At 57.2% G+C, this 24,369-nt stretch carries 28 protein-coding genes and 1 tRNA gene; 15 read left to right on the top strand and 14 right to left on the bottom strand.

Going from position 1 to position 24,369, the window contains the following annotated elements:
• Positions 1-6: 6 nt before the first annotated feature.
• On the bottom strand, positions 7-1,440 hold the full coding sequence (locus OK411_RS07700) for a M48 family metalloprotease (RefSeq protein WP_024011999.1): 1,434 nt from the start codon (positions 1,438-1,440) through the stop codon (positions 7-9).
• 98 nt (positions 1,441-1,538) lie between these two features.
• On the opposite strand from OK411_RS07700, the gene OK411_RS07705 reads away from it, so the two are divergent.
• Positions 1,539-1,778, top strand: coding sequence for a sulfurtransferase TusA family protein (locus OK411_RS07705; RefSeq protein WP_016771269.1), 240 nt, complete (start codon positions 1,539-1,541; stop codon positions 1,776-1,778).
• A 31-nt stretch (positions 1,779-1,809) separates the two neighbouring features.
• The gene (locus OK411_RS07710; RefSeq protein ID WP_016771268.1) at positions 1,810-2,880 is read left to right on the top strand and encodes an AI-2E family transporter; all 1,071 of its coding nucleotides are present in this window, start codon (positions 1,810-1,812) and stop codon (positions 2,878-2,880) included.
• A gap of 120 nt (positions 2,881-3,000) precedes the next feature.
• On the opposite strand, the gene OK411_RS07715 is transcribed toward OK411_RS07710, so the two are convergent.
• Together OK411_RS07715 and OK411_RS07720 are read right to left on the bottom strand one after the other, a co-directional pair.
• Complete coding sequence (locus tag OK411_RS07715; protein WP_016771267.1) at positions 3,001-3,474, bottom strand: peroxiredoxin; 474 nt, start codon at positions 3,472-3,474, stop codon at positions 3,001-3,003.
• Positions 3,475-3,484: 10 nt separating this feature from the next.
• Positions 3,485-4,045 (bottom strand): glycine cleavage system protein R, encoded by a 561-nt coding sequence (locus OK411_RS07720; RefSeq protein ID WP_071174673.1) that lies wholly within the window; start codon positions 4,043-4,045, stop codon positions 3,485-3,487.
• Positions 4,046-4,373: 328 nt separating this feature from the next.
• Between OK411_RS07720 and dapA the strand changes: the two genes are divergently transcribed.
• From dapA to OK411_RS07745, 5 genes are all read left to right on the top strand, one after another.
• A complete protein-coding gene (gene dapA / locus OK411_RS07725) occupies positions 4,374-5,252 on the top strand; it encodes a 4-hydroxy-tetrahydrodipicolinate synthase (protein WP_016771265.1) in 879 nt (292 codons plus the stop codon).
• Positions 5,253-5,269: 17 nt separating this feature from the next.
• The gene (bamC, locus tag OK411_RS07730) at positions 5,270-6,385 is read left to right on the top strand and encodes an outer membrane protein assembly factor BamC (RefSeq protein ID WP_264364671.1); all 1,116 of its coding nucleotides are present in this window, start codon (positions 5,270-5,272) and stop codon (positions 6,383-6,385) included.
• Positions 6,386-6,391: 6 nt separating this feature from the next.
• On the top strand, positions 6,392-7,153 hold the full coding sequence (locus tag OK411_RS07735) for an MBL fold metallo-hydrolase (RefSeq protein ID WP_024012002.1): 762 nt from the start codon (positions 6,392-6,394) through the stop codon (positions 7,151-7,153).
• A 28-nt stretch (positions 7,154-7,181) separates the two neighbouring features.
• Positions 7,182-7,895 carry a phosphoribosylaminoimidazolesuccinocarboxamide synthase gene (gene purC, locus OK411_RS07740; RefSeq protein WP_016771262.1) on the top strand — a complete coding sequence of 238 codons (714 nt, stop codon included), beginning with the start codon at positions 7,182-7,184 and terminating at the stop codon, positions 7,893-7,895.
• An 84-nt stretch (positions 7,896-7,979) separates the two neighbouring features.
• Positions 7,980-8,069, top strand: a tRNA-Ser gene (locus OK411_RS07745).
• A 134-nt stretch (positions 8,070-8,203) separates the two neighbouring features.
• Here OK411_RS07745 and OK411_RS07750 read toward each other — a convergent pair.
• The 11 genes from OK411_RS07750 to OK411_RS07800 form a co-directional block, all read right to left on the bottom strand.
• Positions 8,204-10,522 carry a YecA family protein gene (locus OK411_RS07750; RefSeq protein WP_218239546.1) on the bottom strand — a complete coding sequence of 773 codons (2,319 nt, stop codon included), beginning with the start codon at positions 10,520-10,522 and terminating at the stop codon, positions 8,204-8,206.
• Between the two features lie 73 nt (positions 10,523-10,595).
• The gene (locus OK411_RS07755; protein ID WP_101158484.1) at positions 10,596-11,813 is read right to left on the bottom strand and encodes an Arm DNA-binding domain-containing protein; all 1,218 of its coding nucleotides are present in this window, start codon (positions 11,811-11,813) and stop codon (positions 10,596-10,598) included.
• Positions 11,810-12,025, bottom strand: coding sequence for an excisionase family protein (gene xisR, locus OK411_RS07760; protein WP_073473060.1), 216 nt, complete (start codon positions 12,023-12,025; stop codon positions 11,810-11,812). Before xisR ends, OK411_RS07755 begins: the two co-directional genes overlap by 4 nt.
• A 166-nt stretch (positions 12,026-12,191) precedes the next feature.
• Positions 12,192-12,599, bottom strand: a complete 408-nt coding sequence (locus OK411_RS07765; RefSeq protein WP_101158485.1) for a hypothetical protein — start codon at positions 12,597-12,599, stop codon at positions 12,192-12,194.
• Between the two features lie 72 nt (positions 12,600-12,671).
• Positions 12,672-13,484: a DUF2303 family protein gene (locus OK411_RS07770; RefSeq protein WP_101158486.1), complete on the bottom strand. Its 813-nt coding sequence runs from the start codon at positions 13,482-13,484 to the stop codon at positions 12,672-12,674.
• Positions 13,485-13,525: 41 nt separating this feature from the next.
• Positions 13,526-13,876: a hypothetical protein gene (locus OK411_RS07775; RefSeq protein WP_073473053.1), complete on the bottom strand. Its 351-nt coding sequence runs from the start codon at positions 13,874-13,876 to the stop codon at positions 13,526-13,528.
• A 60-nt stretch (positions 13,877-13,936) separates the two neighbouring features.
• Complete coding sequence (locus OK411_RS07780) at positions 13,937-14,179, bottom strand: pyocin activator PrtN family protein (protein ID WP_101158487.1); 243 nt, start codon at positions 14,177-14,179, stop codon at positions 13,937-13,939.
• Positions 14,176-14,559, bottom strand: coding sequence for a hypothetical protein (locus OK411_RS07785; RefSeq protein WP_101158488.1), 384 nt, complete (start codon positions 14,557-14,559; stop codon positions 14,176-14,178). Before OK411_RS07785 ends, OK411_RS07780 begins: the two co-directional genes overlap by 4 nt.
• The gene (locus OK411_RS07790; protein ID WP_095667284.1) at positions 14,556-14,834 is read right to left on the bottom strand and encodes a hypothetical protein; all 279 of its coding nucleotides are present in this window, start codon (positions 14,832-14,834) and stop codon (positions 14,556-14,558) included. The genes OK411_RS07785 and OK411_RS07790 overlap by 4 nt, the downstream gene beginning before the upstream one ends.
• Before the next feature lie 9 nt (positions 14,835-14,843).
• Positions 14,844-15,410 carry a deoxynucleotide monophosphate kinase gene (locus tag OK411_RS07795; RefSeq protein WP_264364672.1) on the bottom strand — a complete coding sequence of 189 codons (567 nt, stop codon included), beginning with the start codon at positions 15,408-15,410 and terminating at the stop codon, positions 14,844-14,846.
• 330 nt (positions 15,411-15,740) lie between these two features.
• Entirely contained in the window at positions 15,741-16,439 is a 699-nt protein-coding gene (locus OK411_RS07800; RefSeq protein ID WP_241662888.1) for a LexA family protein, read from the bottom strand.
• Between the two features lie 418 nt (positions 16,440-16,857).
• On the opposite strand from OK411_RS07800, the gene OK411_RS07805 reads away from it, so the two are divergent.
• The 8 genes from OK411_RS07805 to OK411_RS07840 all read left to right on the top strand — a co-directional run bounded on the left by OK411_RS07805 (position 16,858) and on the right by OK411_RS07840 (position 24,369).
• Complete coding sequence (locus OK411_RS07805) at positions 16,858-17,346, top strand: phage regulatory CII family protein (RefSeq protein ID WP_264364673.1); 489 nt, start codon at positions 16,858-16,860, stop codon at positions 17,344-17,346.
• Positions 17,339-17,545, top strand: coding sequence for a TraR/DksA C4-type zinc finger protein (locus OK411_RS07810; RefSeq protein WP_264364674.1), 207 nt, complete (start codon positions 17,339-17,341; stop codon positions 17,543-17,545). The genes OK411_RS07805 and OK411_RS07810 overlap by 8 nt, the downstream gene beginning before the upstream one ends.
• The gene (locus OK411_RS07815) at positions 17,542-20,241 is read left to right on the top strand and encodes a bifunctional DNA primase/polymerase (RefSeq protein WP_264364675.1); all 2,700 of its coding nucleotides are present in this window, start codon (positions 17,542-17,544) and stop codon (positions 20,239-20,241) included. Before OK411_RS07810 ends, OK411_RS07815 begins: the two co-directional genes overlap by 4 nt.
• A complete protein-coding gene (locus OK411_RS07820) occupies positions 20,238-20,573 on the top strand; it encodes a hypothetical protein (protein ID WP_264364676.1) in 336 nt (111 codons plus the stop codon). The genes OK411_RS07815 and OK411_RS07820 overlap by 4 nt, the downstream gene beginning before the upstream one ends.
• Before the next feature lie 8 nt (positions 20,574-20,581).
• A complete protein-coding gene (locus tag OK411_RS07825) occupies positions 20,582-21,052 on the top strand; it encodes a hypothetical protein (protein ID WP_241662889.1) in 471 nt (156 codons plus the stop codon).
• 191 nt (positions 21,053-21,243) lie between these two features.
• Positions 21,244-21,588, top strand: a complete 345-nt coding sequence (locus OK411_RS07830; protein ID WP_064364626.1) for a phage holin family protein — start codon at positions 21,244-21,246, stop codon at positions 21,586-21,588.
• Between the two features lie 146 nt (positions 21,589-21,734).
• Positions 21,735-22,337 (top strand): terminase small subunit, encoded by a 603-nt coding sequence (locus OK411_RS07835; RefSeq protein WP_264364677.1) that lies wholly within the window; start codon positions 21,735-21,737, stop codon positions 22,335-22,337.
• Positions 22,338-22,341: 4 nt separating this feature from the next.
• The gene (locus OK411_RS07840) at positions 22,342-24,369 is read left to right on the top strand and encodes a phage terminase large subunit family protein (RefSeq protein ID WP_264364678.1); all 2,028 of its coding nucleotides are present in this window, start codon (positions 22,342-22,344) and stop codon (positions 24,367-24,369) included.

The following is a 24,369-nucleotide window of genomic DNA, read 5'->3' on the forward strand; positions in this document are numbered from 1 at the left end:
AAAGACTCAGCCCATCATGTCCTTGACCATACGCTCCTGCTCCATCAGCTCGCGCTGGCGGGCATCGATGCGCGAGGACAGCGGGAAGTTGTTGCCCGCCTTGCGCTTGGCGAAGTCCAGCTGCTGAATGGCCTGGCGGTAATCGCCGACCAGTGCAAAATACTCGGCGCGCGCCTGATGCAGGCCGATGATGTTGCCCGACAAGCCGCGGGTTTCAGCAACCTGATACCAGACGTCCGGATCATCCGGGCGTGACTTGAGCAGGCTGTCGAGTGCCTTCTCGGCATCGGCGGCGCGATTCTGTTTCAACAGCAGATCGACACGCACCTGATTCAGCGGATAGTTGCCCGGGAACTGCGTAAGCATGCGGTCGACCCGTGACTGCGCATCAGGCAGACGATTGTTGGTGATGTCCAGATCGACCTGCGCGAGGTTGTAGATGATCTCGTTCGGCGACTTGGCCAACAATTGCTTGAGGTTCTCTCGCGCTTCGTTGAGCTGGCCACCCTTGATTTGCGCGATGGCGAGGCCGTATCGCGCGACATCATTTTTCGGGTTTTCATCGAGCAGGGCGCGGAAACGCTTGGCGCCCAGCCCCGGGGTTTCTTCGTAGATCAACTGCACTCGCGCGCGGATCAACTGGTAGCGCATGCTGTCTTCGATGCCGCCCGGTTTCGCCTGCTCGGCGCGGTTGCGGGTGTCGGCGATACGCGATTCGGTAACCGGGTGAGTCAGGAGGAATTCCGGCGGCTTGGCGTCAAAGCGGTACTGGCGCATCAGGCGTTCGAACATGGTTGGCATCGAACGCGGGTCGTAACCGGCCTTTTCCAGGTTAAGGATGCCGATGCGGTCCGCTTCCTGTTCGTTCTGCCGCGAGAAGCGCCGTTGTTCCTGTAACGCCGCAGCCTGGGTGCCGGCGATGGTGGCGATGCCGGCATCACCGCCGCCTGCCGCCGCGATGACGATACCTGCCAGCAACGCGGCCATCATCGGCACCTGCATTCTTTGTGAGGCTTCGACGCCGCGAGCGAAGTGACGTTGCGACAAGTGCGCCAGTTCGTGAGCGAGCACCGAGGCGTATTCACCTTCGGTCTGGGCGTTGAGGAACAGGCCGCCGTTGACCCCGACCACGCCGCCCGGCGCTGCGAAGGCGTTGAGTTGTGGGCTGTTGATCAGGATGAATTCCAGGCGCCTGTCGGAGACCTGGCTGGTCTCGACCAGCTTGTACACGCTGGATTCGACGTAATCCTTGAGCTGCGGATCGTTGAGCTGGGAAACCTGACTGCGCAGCATGGCCAGCCAGGCGCGGCCGAGCTGGTATTCCTGTTGCGGCGAGACAATGGCAGAGCTGGCGTCGCCGAGTGACGGCAGATCGTCGGCAAAGCCTGGTGAGGCGAGCAGGCAAGCGAGCGTCAGCAGGGTAGGGCGCAGAAAAGTCATGCACAAAGCCTTGGAGGACAAAGACCTTACTGTAGCCGGACACCGAAGCCGCGACCAGATATTCTAGGCAGCTCGACAACCCGAACCGGAGTGACGCAATGACTGACGCTGTAGCCCATGACGTGGAACTGGACGCCAGTGGCCTGAACTGTCCGTTGCCGTTGCTCAAGGCAAAAATGGAACTCAACAAACTGCAAAGTGGCGCTGTGCTCAAGGTGATCGCTACCGATGCCGGCTCGCAACGCGACTTCCGTACCTTTGCCAAACTCGCCGGTCATGCGCTGTTGCGCGAAGAAGACGAGGCTGGCGTCTACCGTTACTGGTTGAAAAAAGCCTGAAGCACCGCGCCTAAAATCGAAGGGATTATTGATGTTCAAAGTGTTACGCGACTGGATTCAGCGCTACTTCTCCGATGAAGAAGCCGTGGTGCTGGCAGTGCTGCTGTTTCTCGCCTTCACCGCCGTGCTCACCCTCGGCGGCATGCTTGCGCCGGTGTTGGCCGGGATGGTGCTGGCGTATCTGATGCAAGGCCTGGTGGTGACGCTCGAGCGGCTGCGCGTGCCGGGCGGGGTGGCGGTGGGGCTGGTGTTTGCGCTGTTCATGGGCGCGCTGATGCTGTTTATCGTCGTAGTGCTGCCATTGCTGTGGCATCAGTTGATCACGCTGTTCAACGAGTTGCCGGGCATGCTCGCCAAGTGGCAATCGCTGCTGCTTCTATTGCCCGAGCGCTATCCGCATCTGGTGTCTGACGAGCAAGTCCTGCAAGCGATCGAAGCGGCGCGGGGCGAGATTGGCAAGTTCGGTCAGTGGGCACTGACTTTCTCGTTGTCGAGTTTGCCACTGCTGGTGAACATCATGATCTATCTGGTGTTGGTACCGATTCTGGTGTTCTTCTTCCTCAAGGATCGGGCGATGATCGGCGAGTGGGTGCGCGGCTATCTGCCTCGCGAACGCGCGCTGATCACCCGCGTCGCCCAGGAAATGAACCGGCAGATCGCCAATTACATACGTGGCAAAGGCATCGAGATCGTGATTTGCGGCGGCGTGACCTACATCGCCTTCATCGCGCTGGGCCTGAATTACGCGGCGCTGCTGGCGTTGCTGGTCGGCTTGTCGGTGGTGGTGCCGTATGTCGGTGCGGTAGTGGTGACCGTGCCGGTGCTGCTGATTGCGCTGTTCCAGTGGGGCTGGAGCGATCAGTTCATCTACCTGATGGCGGTCTACGGGATCATTCAGACGCTGGACGGCAACGTGCTGGTGCCGTTGCTGTTTTCGGAAGCAGTGAATCTACATCCGGTGGCAATCATCTGCGCGGTGCTGTTGTTTGGCGGGTTGTGGGGATTCTGGGGTGTGTTCTTCGCGATCCCGCTGGCGACGCTGTTCAAGGCAGTGCTGGATGCGTGGCCGCGCAAGGAGCCGGTGGTGGCGCCGTTGCTTTAGCGGTTGATCCGGATTTTACAGAGAGGCTATTCGCGAGCAGGCTCGCTCCCACGGTGATTAGATTTCAATTGTGGGAGCGAGCCTGCTCGCGAAGGCGTCTTTACAGACGCAGCAAAAACATCAGGCTTTATTCAGAGCCTCAGCCGCCGCCAGCACGGCATCAACATGCCCCGGCACTTTCACGCCACGCCATTCCTGACGCAGCACACCGTCCTTATCAATCAGGAAAGTGCTGCGATCAACGCCCAGGTATTCCTTGCCATACAGCTTTTTCAGCTTGATCACGTCGAACAACTGGCAAACCGCTTCGTCCTTGTCGCTGATCAGCTCGAACGGAAATTCCTGTTTGCCTTTGAAGTTTTCGTGCGACTTCAAGCTGTCGCGGGAAATGCCGAAGACTTCGGTGTTGGCAGCCTTGAATGCCGCATATTGATCGCGAAAGCCCTGGCCCTGAGTGGTGCAGCCCGGGGTGCTGTCCTTCGGGTAGAAGTAGATCACCACTTGCTTGCCCTTGAGTTCGGACAGGCTGACGGTCTGCCCGCTGGTCGCAGGTGCGGTGAAATCCGCAACCGGTTGGTCGATGGCAACGGCCATGAAAGCTTCCTTACATTGGGTTTTGTGGGCGCCAAGGCTCGATCAGGGCATCCAGGTTCATCGCATCGGCGAAATCGAGGAACTGATCGCGCAGCCAGCTGATCTGGGTGTTGGCCGGCAGGGTCACGGTGAACGTAGCGTTGAGCATGGTGCCGCCGGTCTGGGGCGCCTGATAGGTGTCGCAGGTGAGGTTTTCCAGCTCGACGTTGTGGTCCATGAAGAACTGGCACAGCTCATTGATAATGTCCGGGCGATACGCCGAGCTGACGTAAGCCACGTAAGGCAGCGCCTGCGGGCGATTTTCCAGAGCGGCGCTGCGCACCACGTTGACGGTGAAAGCGTGACGCTTGGCCAGCAATGGCAGGCTGCCTTCGAGGCGCGCGAGGGCGTCCCAGCTGCCGGAAATTTCCAGCACCAGGGCGCTGCACTCGCCGTGGCGGGTCAGGCGAGAGGTGACGACGGCGCAGCGGTTTTCATGGCTGGCGCGGCACAGGACGTTGGTCAGCTCCATGGGGTTGGCGCCGAGGGCACTGATGACAAGGAATTGTTCGCGAACTGTGGGGGTGGACATGCAGCATTCCTAAAGCGATGAGCGGTCGGTAGGTTGACGGGCGTTGGTGGCCGGGCATGCCTGTTCTGGCGGTCCGTATAAAGAGCCCCGACCAGCGTTCGCGGCTCGCTCCACTGTGCGGGAGCGCGTCGATGCGACGCAGGAACGGGGCCTGGGAGGCCGAAAGGGGAGGCTGAAACCCGGCGTACAAGCTGATCTGTACCGATCAAAGTCTGAAGGGTAGCGAAAAGCGGCGCCAAGGGGAATGGCGGCGGCGCAGTACTTCGCTTGTGCAAGCATCTTGGCGCCAGTACCATTACCGCTCTCTTTTTCCGGCAGGAGCGGTTTCATGATTGCGGGCAGTATGGTGGCACTGGTCACTCCCATGGATGCACAAGGGCGTCTTGACTGGGACAGCCTCAGCAAACTCGTGGACTTCCACCTCAAGAACGGCACCCATGCCATCGTCGCCGTCGGTACTACCGGCGAGTCGGCCACCCTTGATGTAGAAGAGCACATCGCCGTCATCAAAGCCGTGGTCAAACAGGTTGCCGGGCGCATTCCGGTCATCGCCGGCACCGGCGCCAACTCGACCCGCGAAGCCGTCGAGCTGACCCGCAACGCCAAGGCCGCCGGCGCCGATGCCTGCCTGCTGGTGGTTCCTTATTACAACAAGCCGACCCAGGAAGGCCTGTACCAGCACTTCAAGCACATCGCTGAAGCGGTCGACATTCCGCAGATTCTCTACAACGTTCCCGGCCGCACTTCCTGCGACATGCAGGCCGAGACGGTGATTCGCCTGTCCACCGTGCCGAACATCATCGGCATCAAGGAAGCCACCGGCGACCTCAAGCGCGCCAAAGCGATCATCGATGGCGTGAGCAAGGATTTCATCGTGCTGTCCGGCGATGATCCGACCGCTGTCGAGCTGATCCTGCTGGGCGGCAAAGGCAACATTTCGGTCACCGCCAACGTCGCCCCGCGCGAAATGGCTGACCTGTGCGAGGCCGCGCTCAAGGGCGACGCCGATACCGCACGCGCAATCAACGAAAAACTGATGCCGCTGCACAAGGACCTGTTCATCGAAGCCAACCCGATTCCGGTGAAGTGGGCTTTGGTCGAAATGGGCCTGATGCACGAAGGCATCCGCCTGCCACTGACCTGGCTGAGCACCCCTTGTCATGAAACGCTGCGCTCGGCCCTGCGCCAGTGCAACGTCCTGGTTTAATTGAGGAAGTACAACGCATGAAGCGAATGGCCGGACTTTCCGCACTTGCCTTGATTATCTCCAGCACCAGTGGCTGCGGATGGGTCTGGGGGCCGGAAGGTTATTTCCGCGACCGTGGAAGCGATTACCTGCAAGCGCAACAGACTGCACCGATGCAATTGCCACCGGATGTGAGCACTGCCAAGCGCCTCGATCCGCTGTTGCCGATCCCGCGCAACGTGGCCGATGACACCGCGACGGGCGAATACGTCGTGCCGCGTCCTCAGCCGCTTTCGGCGGTTGCCGATGCCACCGATTACTCGCTGCAGAAGAGCGGTGATTCGCGTTGGGTCGTGGCTCAGCACCCGCCGGCCGAAGTCTGGCCAGTGGCGCTGCAGTTCTTCCAGGACAACGGTTTCCGTCTGGATGAACAGCGTCCGCAGACCGGTGAGTTCACCACCACCTGGCAGCACTCCGACGAGTTGTCCGCTTCGATGGCCAAGCGCCTGAGTGCGGCCGGTATCGCCAGCGACAGCGAAACCCGCGTGCGTGTGCGCATCGAGCCGGGCGTGCAGCGCAACACCAGTGAAATCTACGTGGTCAGCGCCGAGCGTCCTGCCGGCAGCACGGCGGACGTGGCCTTTACCAACCGTTCGGTCAACACTGGCCTGGACGCTGCGCTGGTCGACGACATGCTCGCGAGCATGAGCCGCACGTCCGAGAAGGGCGGTTCGGTGTCGATGCTGGCCTCGCGTGATTTCGACGCGCCGAGCCGTGTCAGCCTGAACGAAGACGGCAGCGGCAACCCGGTGTTGAACGTCGGTACCGATCTGGACCGCGCCTGGTCGAGCGTCGGCCGTGCGCTGGAACAGGGCGAATGGCGCGTTGAAGACATCAACCGCAGCCTGGGCCTGTACTACATCAACCTGGCCGAAAAAGCCGAGAAGAAAGACGACAAGCCTGGCTTCTTCAGCAGCCTGTTCCGCAGTGCGCCGAGCAAGGAAGAAGTCGAAGCCCGCGCCGAGCGTTATCAGGTTCGCCTGAGCAAGGTGGGCGAGAACATCCAGGTCACCGTCGAAAAGAACATCAACACCGTCGCGCCGGCCGATGTCGCGCGTAAAGTGTTGAGCGTGATTCAGGACAACCTGGGCTGATCCGATATGCGTTTTGCCGTTCTCGGCAGCGGTAGCCAAGGGAACGGCACGCTGATCGCCAGTGCTGATACGTACGTGCTGGTGGATTGTGGTTTTTCCCTGCGGGAAACCGAAAGACGTCTGTTGCGCCTGGGTGTTCACCCGGCGCAACTGAGCGCGATACTCGTGACCCACGAACATGCCGACCACGTGCATGGCGTGGGTTTACTGTCTCGGCGCTACAATCTGCCGGTCTACCTCAGTCGTGGCACGTTGCGCGGGATGCGCAAACCGCTTGAACCGGCAGGCTTTCTGGCCGGCGGCGAGCAACTGCAGATCGGCGCACTGAACGTCGGGGTCATTGCCGTGGCCCATGACGCGCAGGAGCCGACCCAGTACGTCTTCAGCGATCAGGAACAGCGGCGCTTCGGCCTGTTGACCGACCTGGGATCGTTCTGCGAGCGGGTGCTGGATGGCTATCGGGACCTCGATGCATTGATGATCGAGTCGAACCATTGTCGCGACATGCTGGCCCGTGGTCACTACCCGTACTTTCTCAAGCAACGGGTGGGCGGCGAACGCGGACATCTGAACAACCATCAGGCGGCATTCCTGGTGGCCGAGTTGGGCTGGCAGGGTTTGCAACACCTGGTGCTGGCCCATCTGAGCAGCAAGAACAACCTGCCGCAGCTGGCCCGGCAATGTTTTGTCGACACCCTCGGGTGCGACCCGGACTGGCTGCAACTGGCCGATCAAGATTCAGGGCTCGACTGGCGCCACATCGCCTAGCCCACCTACTTAGCAAGCGGAGCCCATCATGGAAAAACGTGAAGAACTCTACCGCGGCAAAGCCAAATCGGTTTACAAGACCGACGACGCTGACCGCTTGATCCTGCTGTTTCGCAACGACACTTCGGCGTTCGACGGCAAGCGCATCGAACAGCTTGATCGCAAAGGTATGGTGAACAACAAGTTCAACGCCTTCATCATGCAGAAACTCGAAGCGGCCGGCGTGCCGACCCAGTTCGACAAACTGCTGGGCGACAACGAATGCCTGGTGAAGAAGCTCGACATGATCCCGGTGGAATGCGTCGTGCGTAACTACGCCGCCGGCAGCCTGGTCAAGCGTCTGGGCGTCGAGGAGGGCATGAAGCTCAACCCGTACACCTTCGAACTGTTCTTGAAGGACGACGCCAAGGGCGACCCGTTCATCAACGAATCCCACGTCGTGGCGTTCGGTTGGGGCACCGCCGAGCAACTGGCGCGCATGAAGGAACTGTCGCTCAAGGTCAACGAAGTCCTGAGCAAACTGTTCGACGACGCCGGCCTGCTGCTGGTCGACTTCAAGCTTGAGTTCGGCGTGTTCAGCGACGGTTCCATCGTCCTCGGCGACGAGTTCAGCCCGGACGGCTGCCGTCTGTGGGACAAGGACACCAAGAAGAAGATGGACAAGGACCGCTTCCGCCAGGGCCTCGGTGACGTCATCGAAGCCTACGAAGAAGTCGCCGCTCGTCTGGGCGTACCGCTTTAATCGACGCAAGCATCTGATAGCACGGAAAAAATTTCGTTTGGGGGGTTCGCAACCAACGAAAGTGTTGTTATGATGCGCGCCGTTGGAGAGATGCCAGAGTGGCCGAATGGGACGGATTCGAAATCCGTTGTACCTTCACCGGTACCTAGGGTTCGAATCCCTATCTCTCCGCCATTATTGAACAAGACGAAGCCCCCGTAATCATTGATGATTACGGGGGCTTTTTCGTTTATCAAGTTTTGGTTAGGGCAAATTTAGGGCATAAAAGGCTTCTGTGAAGCCGTCTCAGGCGGCTATAGGCCATCCGTTTAACGGCCGTGGCACTTCTTGAATTTTGTTCCGCTGCCGCACCAGCAGGGCTCATTGCGACCCGGAGTTCGTGCCGGGCGTTGAGCTAACGCGGACGATGAGGTCGTCAGTTCAATAGTCCGGCAGCTCAGTGCTGCCGCGTCCGCTTTTATTGCATCCGAAGTCATCTGCTCACGCTGAATCCAGTACGTCGTTGCATGGGAGTACTGGCCCTGATCACTTACTCCAAAAACGATCAGCATGACCTTCTCGACATCGAGGGATTCGGCTGCGACTTGTGCTTTGAACTGAGCGGCTGAGATGTCAGGAGTATCGCCACTGCGATGCATCCAAAACAGCATTCCCACGTCAACGCGTACTGCAAAATAACGGTATTTATGCTGACGAAGGCTCCTTCTCAAAGGTTCAAGCTGCTGAGCCAAGTTTGTGCGACCTTCAAAGCTAAAATCACGCAGACGGTTATCAGCCTCAATCCAGCCAGAAGCTCGAGTCACATTTAGAGCTGCGAGTAACCTTTGGAGTTCGTCTGGAATATCTTGTCTAGGTGGCTGCTTTTTTTCCCAATCGTGGGTGCTGAAATAATCATCCACAATGGAGCTCATACCATCCATGGTAATTAGGGTTGCACCTTCTTTCAGTTGTCGACGCACGGTTTGGCAGAAGCGATTATTCTCAATGTATGACCCTAGATGATCGAATTCGTCAAATAGGAATACCTCTTTGATCCCTGCAGCTTCCTGACGAATGCTTAAATAATGGATTAGCGCTCCGGTACCAGGAAGGAAACGGTTGAGTACGAGCAACTCATCGATGGCTACAGATATAAATGGATGTTTGCCCAAAATGGGGCTTATCCCTGTCAGCTGTTTGCTGCCAGTGGAGAAAGGCGAATAAGACTCTACTGTCAATCCTATGGGTAGTACTAGCCAGTAGTCGGCAAGACGGATTCTAGCCACCTCTTCGTACCGGCCATCCTTGAATTCGTATATTGGCACTTCGTCCGCTGAAGCGAGGTACTCAATGAACCGCTGACATTGATCGTAGGCTTTCACGACCAAGTCACGCACTGCCCTTGCGTGGCGCTCGAAACTCTCGGCGGGTGAAGCAATGGTCGCGGCTGCGCCTGACTTCGCCTCAATTACAGCTAGTACTCCATCGAGCATGACCAAGGTGTCGTTTTCGAACCACTTACCATTGCGACGGTAATAAACCTCGTTCAAAATTTTTGCGCCTTTTAGCTGGCGACCAAAAATTTTTACAAATGAGCTTTCACTCCATTCCTTCTGGTTTTGTTTAAATTTTTCGGAATATCCGGGATCTCGAACTAAAAGGTTGTAAAGAATCGCTCGGTACGCGGCATCACGGGCAAAACTTGGATCGGTTAGGTAATGAGCTCCATCTAATTTGATCAGCGGTTTTTTGCGTGCGGGCAGCGTACGAAATGGAGTTCCTGAGTAATCTCCAGGAGCATAGAACTCTGTTTCTTCAGCCAACTCGTATGAGAGATCATCTAAAAGAATATCCGGGAGTTTGGTATGTTGCCGGGCGTTGCAGATGCCCCCTTGAAAAAGATCAACGAATGCAGCGCTGGCGGAGTCGGCCTCTTCCGCACGCTCGGCTCTCCAATGCTTCATGCCTTCTTCCATTGATTGTCCGCGAGATTGCACAAACTGTTGTGCATTATTCATGGAGCTTTCAATTGCACGAGCGGCCTTGTCGTGCCCCATGCGTATTGAATTGGCTAGCTCTTGTATGCCGATTGCTACCTCGTCAGCCCCTACGCCATAGGTCTGTAGAAGGGCGTCATTGTGTGGTTCAAGGGCGAAGCTAAAAAACTCTTCCTCCAATACCTGGTAGCGTCCTCCTCGAATCAATACCCACGTGGTTAGGGCATGAAACATGAGATCCTTCGTTCCAGGTCCATACTCGGTTTCGGAGGTTTCCGAGGCGATCAGCATCGTAGCGATCATTGATGCCATTCTCAGCTCCGCGGCGACGAGAATGATCTCCGCGCAGATAGCCTCATTGAGTGCGGTATCGACTTGCAGCGGAGTCGTAGCCAACACGGCATGAACGTATTCAAGAAGGAATTGGGCTTCATCAACGTTAAGCTTTGCTAAAGATTTTGCCGTCTTGTTTGGTGCGTCTTCGTTAGACCTCGTGATTCCGCCAAATAGTAGACCTGCGTAGATATAACCCAGCAAATCCTTGGGAGGTTGAGTCGTAATCAGTTGCCGCAACCTCAGCGCCAAAGTTTTCAGATCGTTCAACGCTTCTGATACGTGTGTTTCAGAAAAAGCATTTTCACTTGAACTCATGGCGACGATCCTTGGCAACGTTCGAAGATCAGAACATTACATCAATTTATCGCAGGCCATATCGGGCCTATGTTCAATCTGTTCTGAATCCCAACATCTTCGAGACGATACCCGCCATGCTCTTCGTGTCCTTCGGTATCCATCTCCCGTAGTGCTTTCGTACCATCGTTGTATCGGCGTGCCCTAGCTGCCTAGCCACCCATTCGACCGGAACGTAGCTCGAAAGCATCTGGCTGGCAAAGGTGTGGCGACATTGGTTCGCCCCGCGATGACGGACTTCCGCCTTTTTGAGATGAGCGGTGAACCAGTTGCTCAATGTCTTGCCGCTCCAGAGTAAGCCGCTGGTGGAACTACGGAAAAGGAACTTCACTTTCACTTTCTTGGAGGTGATGTTGTCGCGTTGGATAACCGTGATCTCTTCGGCTTGTGCGTCCTTGGCAGCAGCCACAATCTCCCGCATAAGTTCGAGGGCAGGGTCTATCAGCTCAACGACTCTTACCCTTGAGCGTTCCTTGGGAACTTTGAATTCTCCTACGACCAGTGCCCGCCGGATGTGTACCAGGCCGGCTTGGAGGTCGACGTCTTCAACAGCCAGTCCGATAAGCTCGGACAGAGACAGACCGGCCCAGCAGTTGAACTCAATCATTCGGGCATCAGCTCGCCGGCCGGGGTCCGCTTTACCAATCAACTCGATCTCGGTGCGACTGAAGGGGTCAGCATGCTCAAGGTCGACGTCTGCCCCGACGTTGCTGATTCGGTCGAGCGGGTTGGCTTTTAGTATTCCGTCACCGAATGCGTCGGCCCAGACTCCGCGAACGACAGTGAAAATGTCGTTCACTGTCTTCGGAGCCAAGCCTTGCTTCAGCAGCTGCGCTTGAAACAACTCGATGTCGCTCTTGCTGATATCGACGATCCGACGCTTACCGAATTTCTTCTCTACGTGTACTGCTTTGCTCACGTAGTTTACGACGGTGCTTGAAGCTTTAAGCGCGCGCTGAACCTCTAACCAGCGATCAATACCTTCCTTCACTGTACGCTTTAGCGAAGGGCCGCCAGCGCCTGTGAACATTGCAGCCCTGGGCGATTTCGGAAAATGTGCCGCGTAGTCGAAGCGACCCTCTTTGATTTCAGCGAGGATGGTCCGACGCTTGTTATCCGCATAAGCGATAGCGGCCTTGTTTACTTTTGAGATTCCTTCCAGTGGTTCCCGGCACCGTTGGCCGTTGAAGATGAACCAGATGCGCAACTGCTTGCCGTTCATCTCAACGCCGGTCGGCATCTTATCGATCATGGTTTCCCTTCCATCCAGCGCTCAATGGCTGCGCGGTTGTAGACGATTACGTTGGCCGGGTCATAACGCCAGTGTTTGCCTTCAAGCCACAGGCCTCGGGTGCGGTACTTGCGGACTGCTTCGGTGCTCAGGCCGAAAACTGGGTACAGCAAGTCTTGCCGGAACCAGGCGCCGGGTGTGATGTGGAAGTCGATTTTTTCTGCTGCACTCATTGTGATTTCTCCGCTGCTCGCCGGGCGATACCTTCGGCTTGGCGCTGCTTGCTGCATTGTTGATGGTTGCCATGTGCCCGCGAGGTGTTGCACTTGTCGCAGATGGTTTGTAAGTCGAGAGGTGGCATTTGCCCTCGGCGAATTCGGACCGTTCGGCGGAGCGCTATCATGAAGTCACCGGAGCGAGAAGAGCTGCCATGGCAAGCGCTTTATCACGTAGCTCAATCGTGTCTCTTTCGAGTTTTTTGCCTGTGCGGAAGGCGGCAAACGTCTCGGCGGCAATCCGAAGCTTCTCGGCGATGTCGAGTAGCGCCTGACGTTCGGTTTCGCCGAGGGCCAGTCCTCCTTGAAGGAGCTTGCTGAATCGCGCGAGGCGGGCGTGGTCAGCCTTAATGAAGTCAAGGGAAGCCTTCAATTCGCGAATGGTCTTTGCGCTTTCGGCACGCTGGATCGCATCGCTTTCTTTCATGCCTGCGGACATACCGTCGTTATGCCCAATGAAATAACCGGCCCAGACAAGTAGGCCGGCTAAGACGACCAGGGAGATGAGTGCGTATATTTGAATTGCAGTCATGTGCTGTGTACCTCAGTAGATCCCTCCGCCGGGATACTTGGTGAGAGGCCGGCGGAGGGGGGGGAAGGGTGGTTAGCCCAAGTTGAAATTGCCGATAGTCAATTGCGCGCCGCCCCCGACTTCGTGCTGCACGACTTCCTTGAACTCTTGTGCCAAGTCTTCGCGAAGCTGTTCTTCTCCAATCCAGCGCAGGCGTAGCAGGGGTTTGTCCCCGCCAGTGAGAACGGCTACACGCAGGCGGATGATCTGGACTTTCAGCCCTTCATATGGCTCGACGGTGAACAGGAATTCAGCAGGCAACCCTTCTGAGGACTTGGCCTCAATCTGGTCCATCGCTGAACGAGAGGCGCTTAGGTCGCCGACGATGTGTTCGCTCTTGCGTGCTTGCTCGATGCTGATGGAGCGGATGGCGCTCGCGGCTTTACGCAAATCGATGGGGCTGTCATCGGCTGCGAGAGCTTGGAGATTCGATGCCCAATCCTCGATCCAGTCGCTGAGTTCTTTCTGCGCGAACTGAATGGAGGCTGCACGTTCCAGCGCCCGGAAGGCAGCCGTTTTTCTCAAGTTCAAGGTGGCGGTGAAGTCGCCGTGCCCTGGTGACGTGGTGTCGCCCAGGTTGAAAATGACTGTGCACGACATTGCTTCGGCGTCCACAAAACCAGACGCTACAACCTCGGCACTTTGCGTCATTACGTAATTGCCGAAGTCCAGCAGCGAGTGGGTAGTGAGCGCGCCGCGGAACCGGCTACGAGCGGCTTGAAATTTCTCGATGCTGTGGATCTTCTGGTCAGACGGCAATACCAACGCTGGGGTGAAAGTATCCAGCGGCTTGGCATAGGCCAGAACGGCGGTGTCCTGAATCAATTGAATTGCTTTGGCTTCCATTGAATCGACTTCCTTTGGTGAGAGGTTTGGAATCGAACGGTTTAGGACTTCGCGTGAATCGGTGCGTCGTCGCGGTTGAATAGCTGACCGGCGCGGGGGGCTTCGGCGAACAAAGTCAGGCGACCTCCCTCATTGACGTGCATCGGGGTATCGAGGGTGGTGTCCTCGGTACGGCTGCCGCGTTTGGTAGGCACCTTGTAGGCGAGCTTGTGATTGACGGTAACTTGATGACTGTTGGCGATCTGCTTCAAGGTGAAGGTCAGGGTGACCGAGCCGACCTTGCCGTTATCAACAACTCCCGATGCCACTTCAGAAAGGGCGTGACCGATCTGATTGGCGAAGACGCCTGCGTTGAGTTCGCCGATGAATTCGGCCGTATCCGTAGGTTTCATGTGCTGTGCCTATTGATGTGCGATTTGTTGGCCTCTGGACGGCAGAGGCGACCGTTGAAATCAAGCCGCTTGCTTCGCCGCTTGGGCGTCGAGGAACTCGGCCAGGTCGTGCAGGTACACCACTCGTTGAGCGCGAGCCGACCCGTGCAGCCGCTTCACGACCAGCGCGATCCGACCTGCCTTGATCTCGGCCAGTAGGTAGCGGTCGGTGCGAATGTGTGCGAAGTACTGTTCCCGAACAGCGCCCAAGGTCGGGCATGGAGTAGCGAACTGACGTCGCAATTGTTCAAGTGTGTTGTTCACGCTGCGTTCTCCCCGAACCCCTCCGATGGGGGCAGCAACTTGAGGCGAATCAGCTCGGCGAGGCCTTCCTTACTTTTGCCCATTGCAGCCGCACAAATGTTGCCCTTGGCGTCAGCCACTACCGCGCCGAATGGGTACTCAGGCGAGTTAGTCGGCGTAACGTAGGCGACTTGCCCGTCAAGGATCACGTTGTTGACGCAGCGGAATACCTCGGCCAGCTCGGTGCTTAGTACGGGCATGCTTTCCAGTAATTGGATGGCTTCCGTCGAGGCGCCAACGAGCGTTGCGCGGCTGACTACCCCCGGGCAGTTCAAGTAGATCGGGATCAGCTTCAGGGCGCCGAGGGCTTGCGTGTAGGCATTGAGGTTGTTGGTTTTCATGCAGCGGCGTCCTTTTTGGTAATGATGATTCCTAGCTTTTTGGCCAGCCATTCGATCCCTTCTTCCTTCACCATCACCACGGAGTAATGACGGCACTTGTTGAGAGACGGAATCACGGTGCTACGCGGATCCGAATACAGATAGCCGCGATCACGGTGCTGGCTGGCTAGATCGCCACTGCTGTTGAGAATGCCCAGCTCGCGCAACCTGGTGCGGAAGGCGCGGGGCTTGAGTCCGAGCAATGCGGCGGATTCGTCCAGGGTGCGGTTTGTCATAACGCTGCCTCAGGCCGCCGCAGCACGGGTGTGCAGGGTGTCCACAATATGGTTTAGGTTGGTGAACAACTCTTCGAACGGCCCATCATTCGGCAGCCAGATATCTCCCGGCGCGCGCACGACACCGTTTTCACTGCTGTGCTGGTTGACGGTGAGAGCAGCTATCCGCTCCATGTGAATCACCACGCCGCCACGCTTACGGATGAAGTCCGCTTCGTTTTCGAACCGCACGTCGCTGACGACAAAGCCGCGTGTTTCGTCGTGGGTGCGAGCGAGTAGGTCGAGGTTCTGTTCCGCAAGCAGCAGCCAGAGTTCGGGATGCACGTTGTTGCGACCCCACTCGGTGCCAAGTGATTGCATTAACTGGCGAGGGGATTTGCCGAGCCATGGCAGCGGCAGTTCCTTCTGCGCACCGTCGAAGTCGCAAGGACTCAAGTTGAGGATGTGCATCAGACCGTCACGCAGTGGGTCAGCGAACGCGTAAGCCTGGAATCCATGCTGGCTTACCAGATGCTGCGCGGCGGTGTCTTTACCAGAGCGGGCGACGCCAGCGAGACCAATTAATAGAGGCTTCATGCTGCATCACCCCCGAACGGTCCGCATTCGTGAGTGATGACATTCACTTTTGCCGGTGCTAAGCGAGAGCCAGGAGCGACGATTACCAGTAGGCCGGTGCGTTTTTGAATCTCTTTAACGGCTTCTGGGTTAGTGCAAGCTGATGGGTGTAGGTACACCGGGCAACGAGTGTTGCTGTGCTGTGTTGTTTGCATGTTCGTACTCTTTGGTGAGAGATTTACTGTGCAAACGATACAAATACGTATTGATTCAGTCAATACGTATTTGAATTGAATTTTTCACGATGCAAAAAAAACCCACATCGCTGCGGGCCTTTTTTTGGGTTATGTATTAGAAAATTTCTAGCTTCGAAAATACTACGCCACAAATGATTGCGTCGGCCCCTAACTCAATGATCGGCTCTGGCCATGCGGGATTCAGCGGTTTCAGAAACCGGCGGCTGCCCTCCATCACCAATTGTTTGAAGGTCGCTTCTTGGCTATCCATGAGTTTGGCAATCACAAGAGAACCATTTTCCGCGTCTTTCGCGGGATCAACAAAGATGATGTCTCCGTCTCGAAAGGATCGACGTTCATGTTGATTGAACATGGATAGACCACGTACTCGCAGGGCATAGCTTTGGCTGCTATGAGAAGCGGCGCAAGGCAGCCATATCTCTGCGTCATCAAGGGTCCTAACGTCTTCGATCTCACACCATGCGCCGGCCTGAACCCATGAGATGAGAGGGACGTAGCCTTTAATAGCTGGCCCAGGTTCAACGTTCGTCTCATTCGCAGATGGCGCGCCCTGATCAATCATCGGGTCTTTGTGTTCGCCTCCCTTCCAAAGCCAGTTGCTACTGACCTTCAAAGCTTTGCTGATCTTTTCGATATTTTCATGGCGTGGGCTGGTTACCGCGTTCGTCACAATTCTATGAATCGTCGGTTGCGGAACGCCGGAGCGCCGGCCGAGTTCGCCTTCTGACAGTCCCAATTCCTGCATGCGTTGGGCGATGCGGTCTCCGATCACTTTTTCTCTGCCTTGATTCAAAAACGTATCGCCGAGTGTATTGAATCATTCAATACGTTTGTGTATTGTGGCGACCAATGCGAAAGCGCATCGGTGAACGATATGACTATCCAAGAAATGCTTGCGGAGCTGCTGCGGTCTGGTTTGTCCCAGAGAGTTATTGCAGATCGCGTAGGAACAACACAGCCGACCATTAATCGCGCCGCGAAAGGAGCAGATGTCCGGTACGTAACGGGTAAGGCAATCGAATGCCTATACACCCAAGAGAAAGAAGCGGCCGATCTAAAGTCAGCAGCTTAAAAGGTGCTGAGCTGGGGCCTCTCACCAAAAAATCCCCCAGCCCAGCTACGACGATACACAGCACATGCACATCGGTCGTAGTCGTAGGATAGGGTTTACCCTGAGCTATGGCTACACCGTAAACAGGGGATTTACGGTTATGAGTCGCACAGATCTTTTGCCGGACGCTGGTCCGGTGCTGCCACTACGCCAAGCGATTTATCGCGCTGGTCGTGACTACAAGGGCGGAATCACCGCCCTTGCCTTTGACATGGTGTTGGACAACGACACGCTCCAGAAGAAACTCAAGCTCGATGAAGAACGCCGCTGGCTGAATCCAGATGAGCTTGAGGAAGTGATCAGGCTGACCGCTGATCCACGCTTGCTGGACGCATTGATGCGTCCAGCAGGTGCGGTTTGGTACCGGCCCGTGCCCGTACCGGCAACCCGTGATGCCTTGAAAGCGGTTGGTAAGCTACTCGGGGAAACCGGTGAGTTCGTGGCCAAGATGCACGACGGAGCGGCGGACAACGTCTGGGAGCTTCATGAAGTCGTGGATCTCGAAAAGCACGGAATGGATGTGATACGCGAAGTCCTTGGAATCATGGCGGGCGCTCGTCAGGCGATGGAGGATCGCATCAATGCCTGATGATATCGACCGCGCAAACGAGCAGGCGCAATACCTGCTTGATGTTGCTATTCATCGCAGTCGCCGCGTGCCATCGAGCCGCGTTAGCGCGCAGTTCTGTGACGACTGCGACGAACCAATCCCGTTGCTTAGACAGCAGAAGGTTGAAGGTTGCGAGACCTGTGTCTCTTGTCAGGAGTTGCGGGAGGCCCGGCGATGAGTGAGTCGGGCAAAGGAACAGCCATCGCTACATGGGCAAAGCGTTACATCAGTACTTTTGACTTGGCACTCGTATCGATTGATCCAGGTGAAAAGGCTCCGAAAGGCCTAGGGTGGAATAAGCCCGGAGGCTATATCACCGACGCCAACACGGCCGAGGCGTTCTGGCAACGAAACCCAAATCACAACCTTGGCGTCGTGCTGGGGCCGAGCCGCGTTTGTTCACTGGATGTTGATGACGTTCAATGGACGCGACATGTTCTGTATGAACTGTTGGGCCTTGACCTTGATGCGATGGCAGTAGTGTTCCCGACTATCGTCGGGAATCCGCTGCGATTCCGGGTGGTGTTCAAGGTGCCGGAAGGCATCGAACTCACGCGTCATTCACTTTCATGGCCGAATGAAAAAGACCCGGACGGTTCTATTTTCAAACGGTTGATGGACAAGGCTAAGGTTGCGAAAGAGCAGGGTGATCTTGGCGCAGAAGCTGCTGCACGAACCGAAGCCGAGCCGTTCAAACGTTTCACGGTCTTTGAACTACGTGCGGGATTGGTGCAAGACGTATTTCCACCATCAATTCATCCCGGTACCGGCAAACCTTACATCTGGAAAACCGCTCCAAATGCTACTGACGGGCTGCCGAGGCTGACCAACGAGCTGCTTACCATTTGGCAGAATTGGGAGTTTTTTAAGCGAGATGCTGAAGCTGCGTGTCCATGGGCGATTGTGCCACCAAAGCCACCGGTCAAAACCCAAAAGCGTCCTGCACTCGGTGGCGGCAAACAGCCCTCGGTAATTGATGAATTCAACCGTTGTCACGATGTTGCGGAGCTTCTTCGTGCCCATGGATACATCAAGCGAGGCAATAAGTGGCTGTACCCTCAAAGCAGCACCGGTCTGCCAGGGGTGACGATCAGTGAGGACAAGGTTTATTCGCACCACGGTGCTGACCCTCTCGCGAACGGGCATCAGAACGACGCCTTTGAAGTGTTCTGCTTACTCGAGCACGGTGGCGACCAGTCGAAGGCTGTGAGGGATGCTGCGCGAATGTTGGGCATGCAATACGCCGCCCGTCCAGATCCGAATGATCTTCCCCCCACCCCATCCGGTGAATTGAGCGGGCCGATCTCCGACGAAACATGCCCGTCCAGCGAGGCCGCTCCTGCTCCTGACGGGGGGGCGGGGGAGGTCATAACGTTGGATCACATTCTGCGTCGTTTTGCGTTGGTCGAGGGCACCACGCACGTGTGGGACTGCGACCAATCGAAGGTAATGAAGAAGTCCGCCTTCGAAGCTCGCGTGGGCAAGCCTCTGGCCAAAGCCTGGTTGGACGACACCGGAAAGAGGCTGATTTCTGACGACCATGTTCGCGAGATCGAGCAGGCGCGCCGCATGGCTGGGAAGAAAGGCGGTGCATTCGGGATGTCTCCAACCGATCGCTACGTTTACATCGATGGCACCAAAGACGTTTGGGATCGGCAAAAGAAGCGGCGTATAGCCGAGGGCGCGGTGAAGATGGCGCTGGGTGACACTTACCCGCTGTGGTTGAACAGCAGTGAGCGCCGCACCGTCGATGTTGAACACATCGTGTTTGATCCGACCATGACGAAGGATCCTGCGGTGTACATCAATACCTTTGACGGGTTGCCGCTTGAGCCAGTCAGGGATGATGCAGCGTGTGCCAACCTGCGTTGGCTGATTTCTTTTCTTTGTAACCACGATGAAGCTGCAACCGATTGGCTAACTCGCTGGCTGGCGTATCCGCTGCAACACCTCGGCGCCAAGATGGATACCGCTGTGTTGATGCATTCGATCATGGAAGGTTCGGGCAAGAGCCTTTTGTTCGCTGACGCACTCGGCATGCTTTACGGCCAATACGCGGCGACTGTTGGTCAGACGCAATTGGAAAGCAGTTTCAACGCGTGGCAAAGCCGCAAATTGTGGTCGGTATTTGAAGAGGTCGTCAGTCGCGATCAACGTTACAACCAGGTGGGCAAGATCAAGCACTTGATCACTGGTAAAACGGTGCGGATGGAGTCGAAATTCATTAATGGCTGGGAAGAAGCCAACCACATGAACGCGGTGTTTCTCAGCAACGAGATTCTTCCGTGGCCAATCAGCGACAGTGATCGACGAATGCTGGTCATGTGGCCTATGGAGACCCTGCCAGTCGCAAGGCAAAAGGCGATTGGTCGTGAACTGGAGCAGGGTGGGGTGGCGGCGCTCTACGGTTGGTTATTGTCGGTCGATCTAGGGGACTTCAACCAGCGTACGCGGCCGCCATCGACCGAGGCGCGTGAGCGTTTGGTGGCCTTGAGCCGGGCCGGCTGGCAAACATTCTTGCATCTGTGGAAGTACAGCGAGCTGGGGCATGGGCTTTGGGGACCGTGTCTATCGACCGACCTCTATTCGTTGTTTCTCGAATGGTGCCAGCGCAACAAAGAGCACGTGATGAGTCAGACCAAGTTCTCTCTATTTATCAGTTCCGAAGTGGATAAAACGCGGGCGATACCTTGGACTGACGGCAATAACCGTCGCTTCGGCGCGTTTTTCTTTCCTGTGGATCTGGATGCTTCCCCGCCCCCATCACTCAAGGCGGCAGAGCTGGGCAAGCAGGTGGAGAACTGGCGGGCGAAGGCCAAGCTGGCGGGCTGGCACGTGGACAGCTGGGATCACATCAAGGCGCTTGCAGCATGACTATTTTCAAAAGTGTGTTGGGTGTGTTGAGTGTGTGTCGGGTTGATTTTGAATACCCCACACAATTTGAGTGCCCTAATCACATGCCTTCGCGGGTGTTGTGTGGGGTGTGTTGGGTTTTGTGTCGCGCACGCGCATGCATGACGTTCTTTGCATCGAATTCAATAGAAGGATTTTTTTCTTATGCGAAGACTAATAAACCCAACAAACCCAACACACTCAACTCAAGTACGATTAAAGCATTGGATTTAAAGGGATTTATTTGTGTTGGGTTTGTGTCGGGTTGTGGTTTTTCTGTGTTGGGTTCGGTTTTGCGGGGGGCAGGGCTGTGATTGAGTCAATGGAGTTGTTGCTGAAACATTGGGGCGAGCAATGCCGACAAGGCGGTGAGGCTGGTGGCATGGGCAGCCCGATGGCCACGATCATGGAGTGGGGCGGCTGTGCGCCGCGCGGCACGCCCGGATCACGGATCCTTCTTGGCGGTGGCGCAGGTCCAGATGCAGTTGCTCAGGAAGTTGGTGCCGCTCTTTCCGAGATTGCCCGTCAAGATGGTCGGGGTGAGAGGCTGCAACAGTTGGCAGTTTTGCGTTATGGCTTTGACCCTGCGCCGACATGGGCGGCGCAGATGCATGAACTTGGTTACGTCTCAAAGGCGAAGCAAACCTACTACGATCTTGTGCACCGCCTTCATGTCCGACTCTTTGAGGTGCTGGCCGAGCGCAAGGACGCACGTAAGTGGCTGACCGTTGGTCGGGGCGCTTTACCTCAAAGTCTCCTCAAAGTTGCGTCAAAGTTGCGTCAAGTTGGATAACCGAAAATGCCCCCTTTTCGGTTCCGTACTCAGGGGGTAAAAAGTCCCCACGATATGGATTCTGCGCCTTGGCGCTTCCCCGAGCACGTGCTGTGCACTTCGTCCTGGCGTATGCCGCGACATTGAAAACCCTGCCCTCCGGCGGGGTTTTCTTTTTTGTGTTCGGCATGCTCCTTCACTTGAGGCACAACATGACAAATGAGCAGCAAGCGCTGGCAGAAATGCCGATCTGGTTGGTGATCGTCCTGGCTCTGGTCGGCGGCGTATCCGGTGAGATGTGGCGAGCAGACAAGGATGGTGCCCGTGGCTGGGCGCTGATGCGTCGGCTTGCGCTTCGATCCGGTGCCTGCATTGTCTGCGGAGTCTCGGCAATGATGCTGATGATCGCGGCGGGTATGTCGCTCTGGACGGCGGGCGCCTTGGGTTGTCTCACGGCAATGGCCGGTGCAGATGTTGCCATTGGCTTGTACGAACGCTGGGCTGCCAAGCGGCTTGGCGTGTGCGATGTCCCGCCGAATGGCAGCGGACCAGCCTGAAACCGCCGGGGACCCTGGGGTTATTCGGAGGGTACGGGGTCGGAAACCCGCGGGAAACTGTTAGCCGCAGGCTCCCCAGCTTACTGAAATTTCAATCATTGAAATCTTGAAAGGATTCATTGAAATACGTTGAAAAAGGAGGGCTCATGACAGAACCAACCTACCTGTCGAAGAGTGCCTTCGCGGCCCGGCTCGGCAGGTCGCCGAGTTACATCACCTGGCTGAAAGATAACAACCGTTTGGTACTTTCGCCCAACGGCAAACAGGTTGATGTACATGCCACCGAAGCGCTGATTCGCGACACCGCAGACCCGAGCAAGGTCGCCGTCGCCGAACGACATCAGCAGGACCGGATTCAGCGTGACGTTTACAGCCAACTGTCCACCCAGACCGAGCCGACTTCTACGGCTGCGCCGCCGCAGGTTCTCACTGGCGATGGCAAGCAGCCCGACTTCCAAAAGGCCCGCGCCCTGCGTGAGCACAACATGGCCAAGCTGGCCGAGATTGAGCTGGGCAAAGCGCAGGGCTCACTGGTTGCCAAGGAAGCGGTCGCAGTCGGCGCCTACAACGCGGGCCGCTTGCTGCGTGATCAGTTGTTCGGACCATTGCCGCAACTGTCCCACGATCTAGCCGCCATGACCGATCCGTGGCTGATTGAAAAACACCTGACGGCGACCTTCCGTCGAACGCTGGAAGAAGCCGAGCGCCTCTCTGCAGCGGACCTTGAACACGCCATGACATCGGACTGAACCCATGCACACGGAATTTCCTGACGGTGCAGAGGTGTACCGTGAGGCTTATTTCCGTGGACTGCGCCCAGACCCAGATCTCTGGATCGATGAATGGGCCGATGAGTACATGCGGATCCCGCGTGACACCGGTGCCCCTGAGCCCGGCCAGTACCGTACCTCACGGACACCTTATGCCCGCGAGCCAATGCGCTGCCTGTCGCCGGCTCACCCTTGCAGACGCGTGATCACCATGGTGGCCTCGCAGTTGATGAAAACCCAGATCGCCCTGAACTGGATGGGTGGCCTGATCCACATGGCGCCGTCAAACATCCTGGCGCTGCTCCCCAGCCTTGGCTTGTCCAAGCGGGTCTCGGGGCGAATCAGCAAGACCATCAAGGCCACTCCCGTTCTGCGCGAGCGGGTCGCGGCCACCCGCTCGCGGGACGCACGCAACACGATGGACACCAAGGAGTTCGAGGGTGGCTCGCTGTACGTCACCACCGCCGGTTCTGCGGCCAACCTTTCAGAGCTGTCGGCGCGTTATATCTACGGCGACGAAGTCGACCGCTGGGAGAACGACGTAGGCCAAGAGGGTGACCCCATCAAGCTGGCAGAGACGCGGGCGACCAACTTCGGTCGCAACGCCAAGATCTACTTCTCCAGCTCGCCGACGATCAAAGGCGCCTCGCGGATCGCTGACCTGTTCGAGTCCAGCGACCAGCGCTATTACTACGTGCCATGCCCTACCTGCGGTCACATGCAGGTGCTGGAGTGGGAGCGGCTGCATTACAGCAAGGACCTCAGCACTGTGCATTACGAGTGCGCTGCCCCTGAATGCGACGTGCTCATTGAGGAACACCACAAGAGCGACATGCTTGCCCGAGGCGAGTGGCGCGCCCATGCGGCTGGCGACGGCAAGACCGTTGGCTTTCATCTTAACGCGCTGTACTCGCCGACCGGGTGGATGGACTGGGCTTCGCTTGCCATCGAATTTGAGGACGCCAAAAAAGCCCAGGCTCAAGGTGATACGAGCCTGATGCAGGTGTTCTACAACACGCGTCTGGCCAAGGTTTGGGACAGTGCGCTCGAACAGACCAAAGCAGAAGTGCTGATCGCTCGGGCGCGGCTGGAAAACTACACCCTCGGTTCGATGCCGGTCGGTGTGCTGATGCTGACCGGCGCCGTCGACGTCCAGGCCAACCGTCTGGAATTGATGGTGATGGGCTTCGGCGTCGGCATGGAGCGCTGGGTTGTTGATCACCAGATCATCTGGGGCGACCCGGCAGACGAACGCACCTGGGCGGTGCTGGATGAGAAACTCAAGGCCCGTTACCGGCATCCCTGCGGCGTAGGTCTGGCGATTCTCGCCGTGGGTGTCGACTCCGGTGGTCATCACACTGATGAGGTTTACCAGTTCTGCCGCGTTCGCCGCTGGCGCAACATCTTCGCCATCAAGGGCGCAAGCAAGCCTGGTAGGCCGGTGATTGCACAGCGCCCGTCCATGGTCGACGTGACATGGAAGGGCCAGACCGAACGCAACGGTGCCGAGCTGTGGTTCGTCGGCACTGACACCGCTAAAGACTGGATCTACAACCGTTATCCATTCCCGGACGGACCGGGATCGCTGCACTTTGCCAACGACCTGCCGGACGAATTCTTCGCCCAGTGCGTCGCCGAACGCAAAGTTGTGCGCTACGTGCGCGGCCACAAGCGCATCGAATGGGTGAAGGGCAAGGCAGAGCGCAACGAAGCGCTCGACTTAATGGTGTACTGCCTCGCCATGGCGCATTACCTCGGCATCAACCGCTACCAGGAACACGATTGGGACCGGGTGCGACAAGCCCTGGCCCAGTCCGGTTTGTTCGATGACGCCTTGAACATCAAGCCTGTTCAGGGTGAGCGACTTGACGTTGAGCAAACACCGGCGCCTGCTGCTGTACGCCAAGCCCAGCCCGCACCACCACCCGCTGCACCGGTTACGCAAGCGCGACCGGCAGCACCACCCCCTCAACGCCGCAGCTCTGCCAGCGGCTATCTGAAGAGACGCTGA

The organism is Pseudomonas sp. RG1 (assembly GCF_025910115.1).
Classification (GTDB): domain Bacteria; phylum Pseudomonadota; class Gammaproteobacteria; order Pseudomonadales; family Pseudomonadaceae; genus Aquipseudomonas; species Aquipseudomonas atacamensis.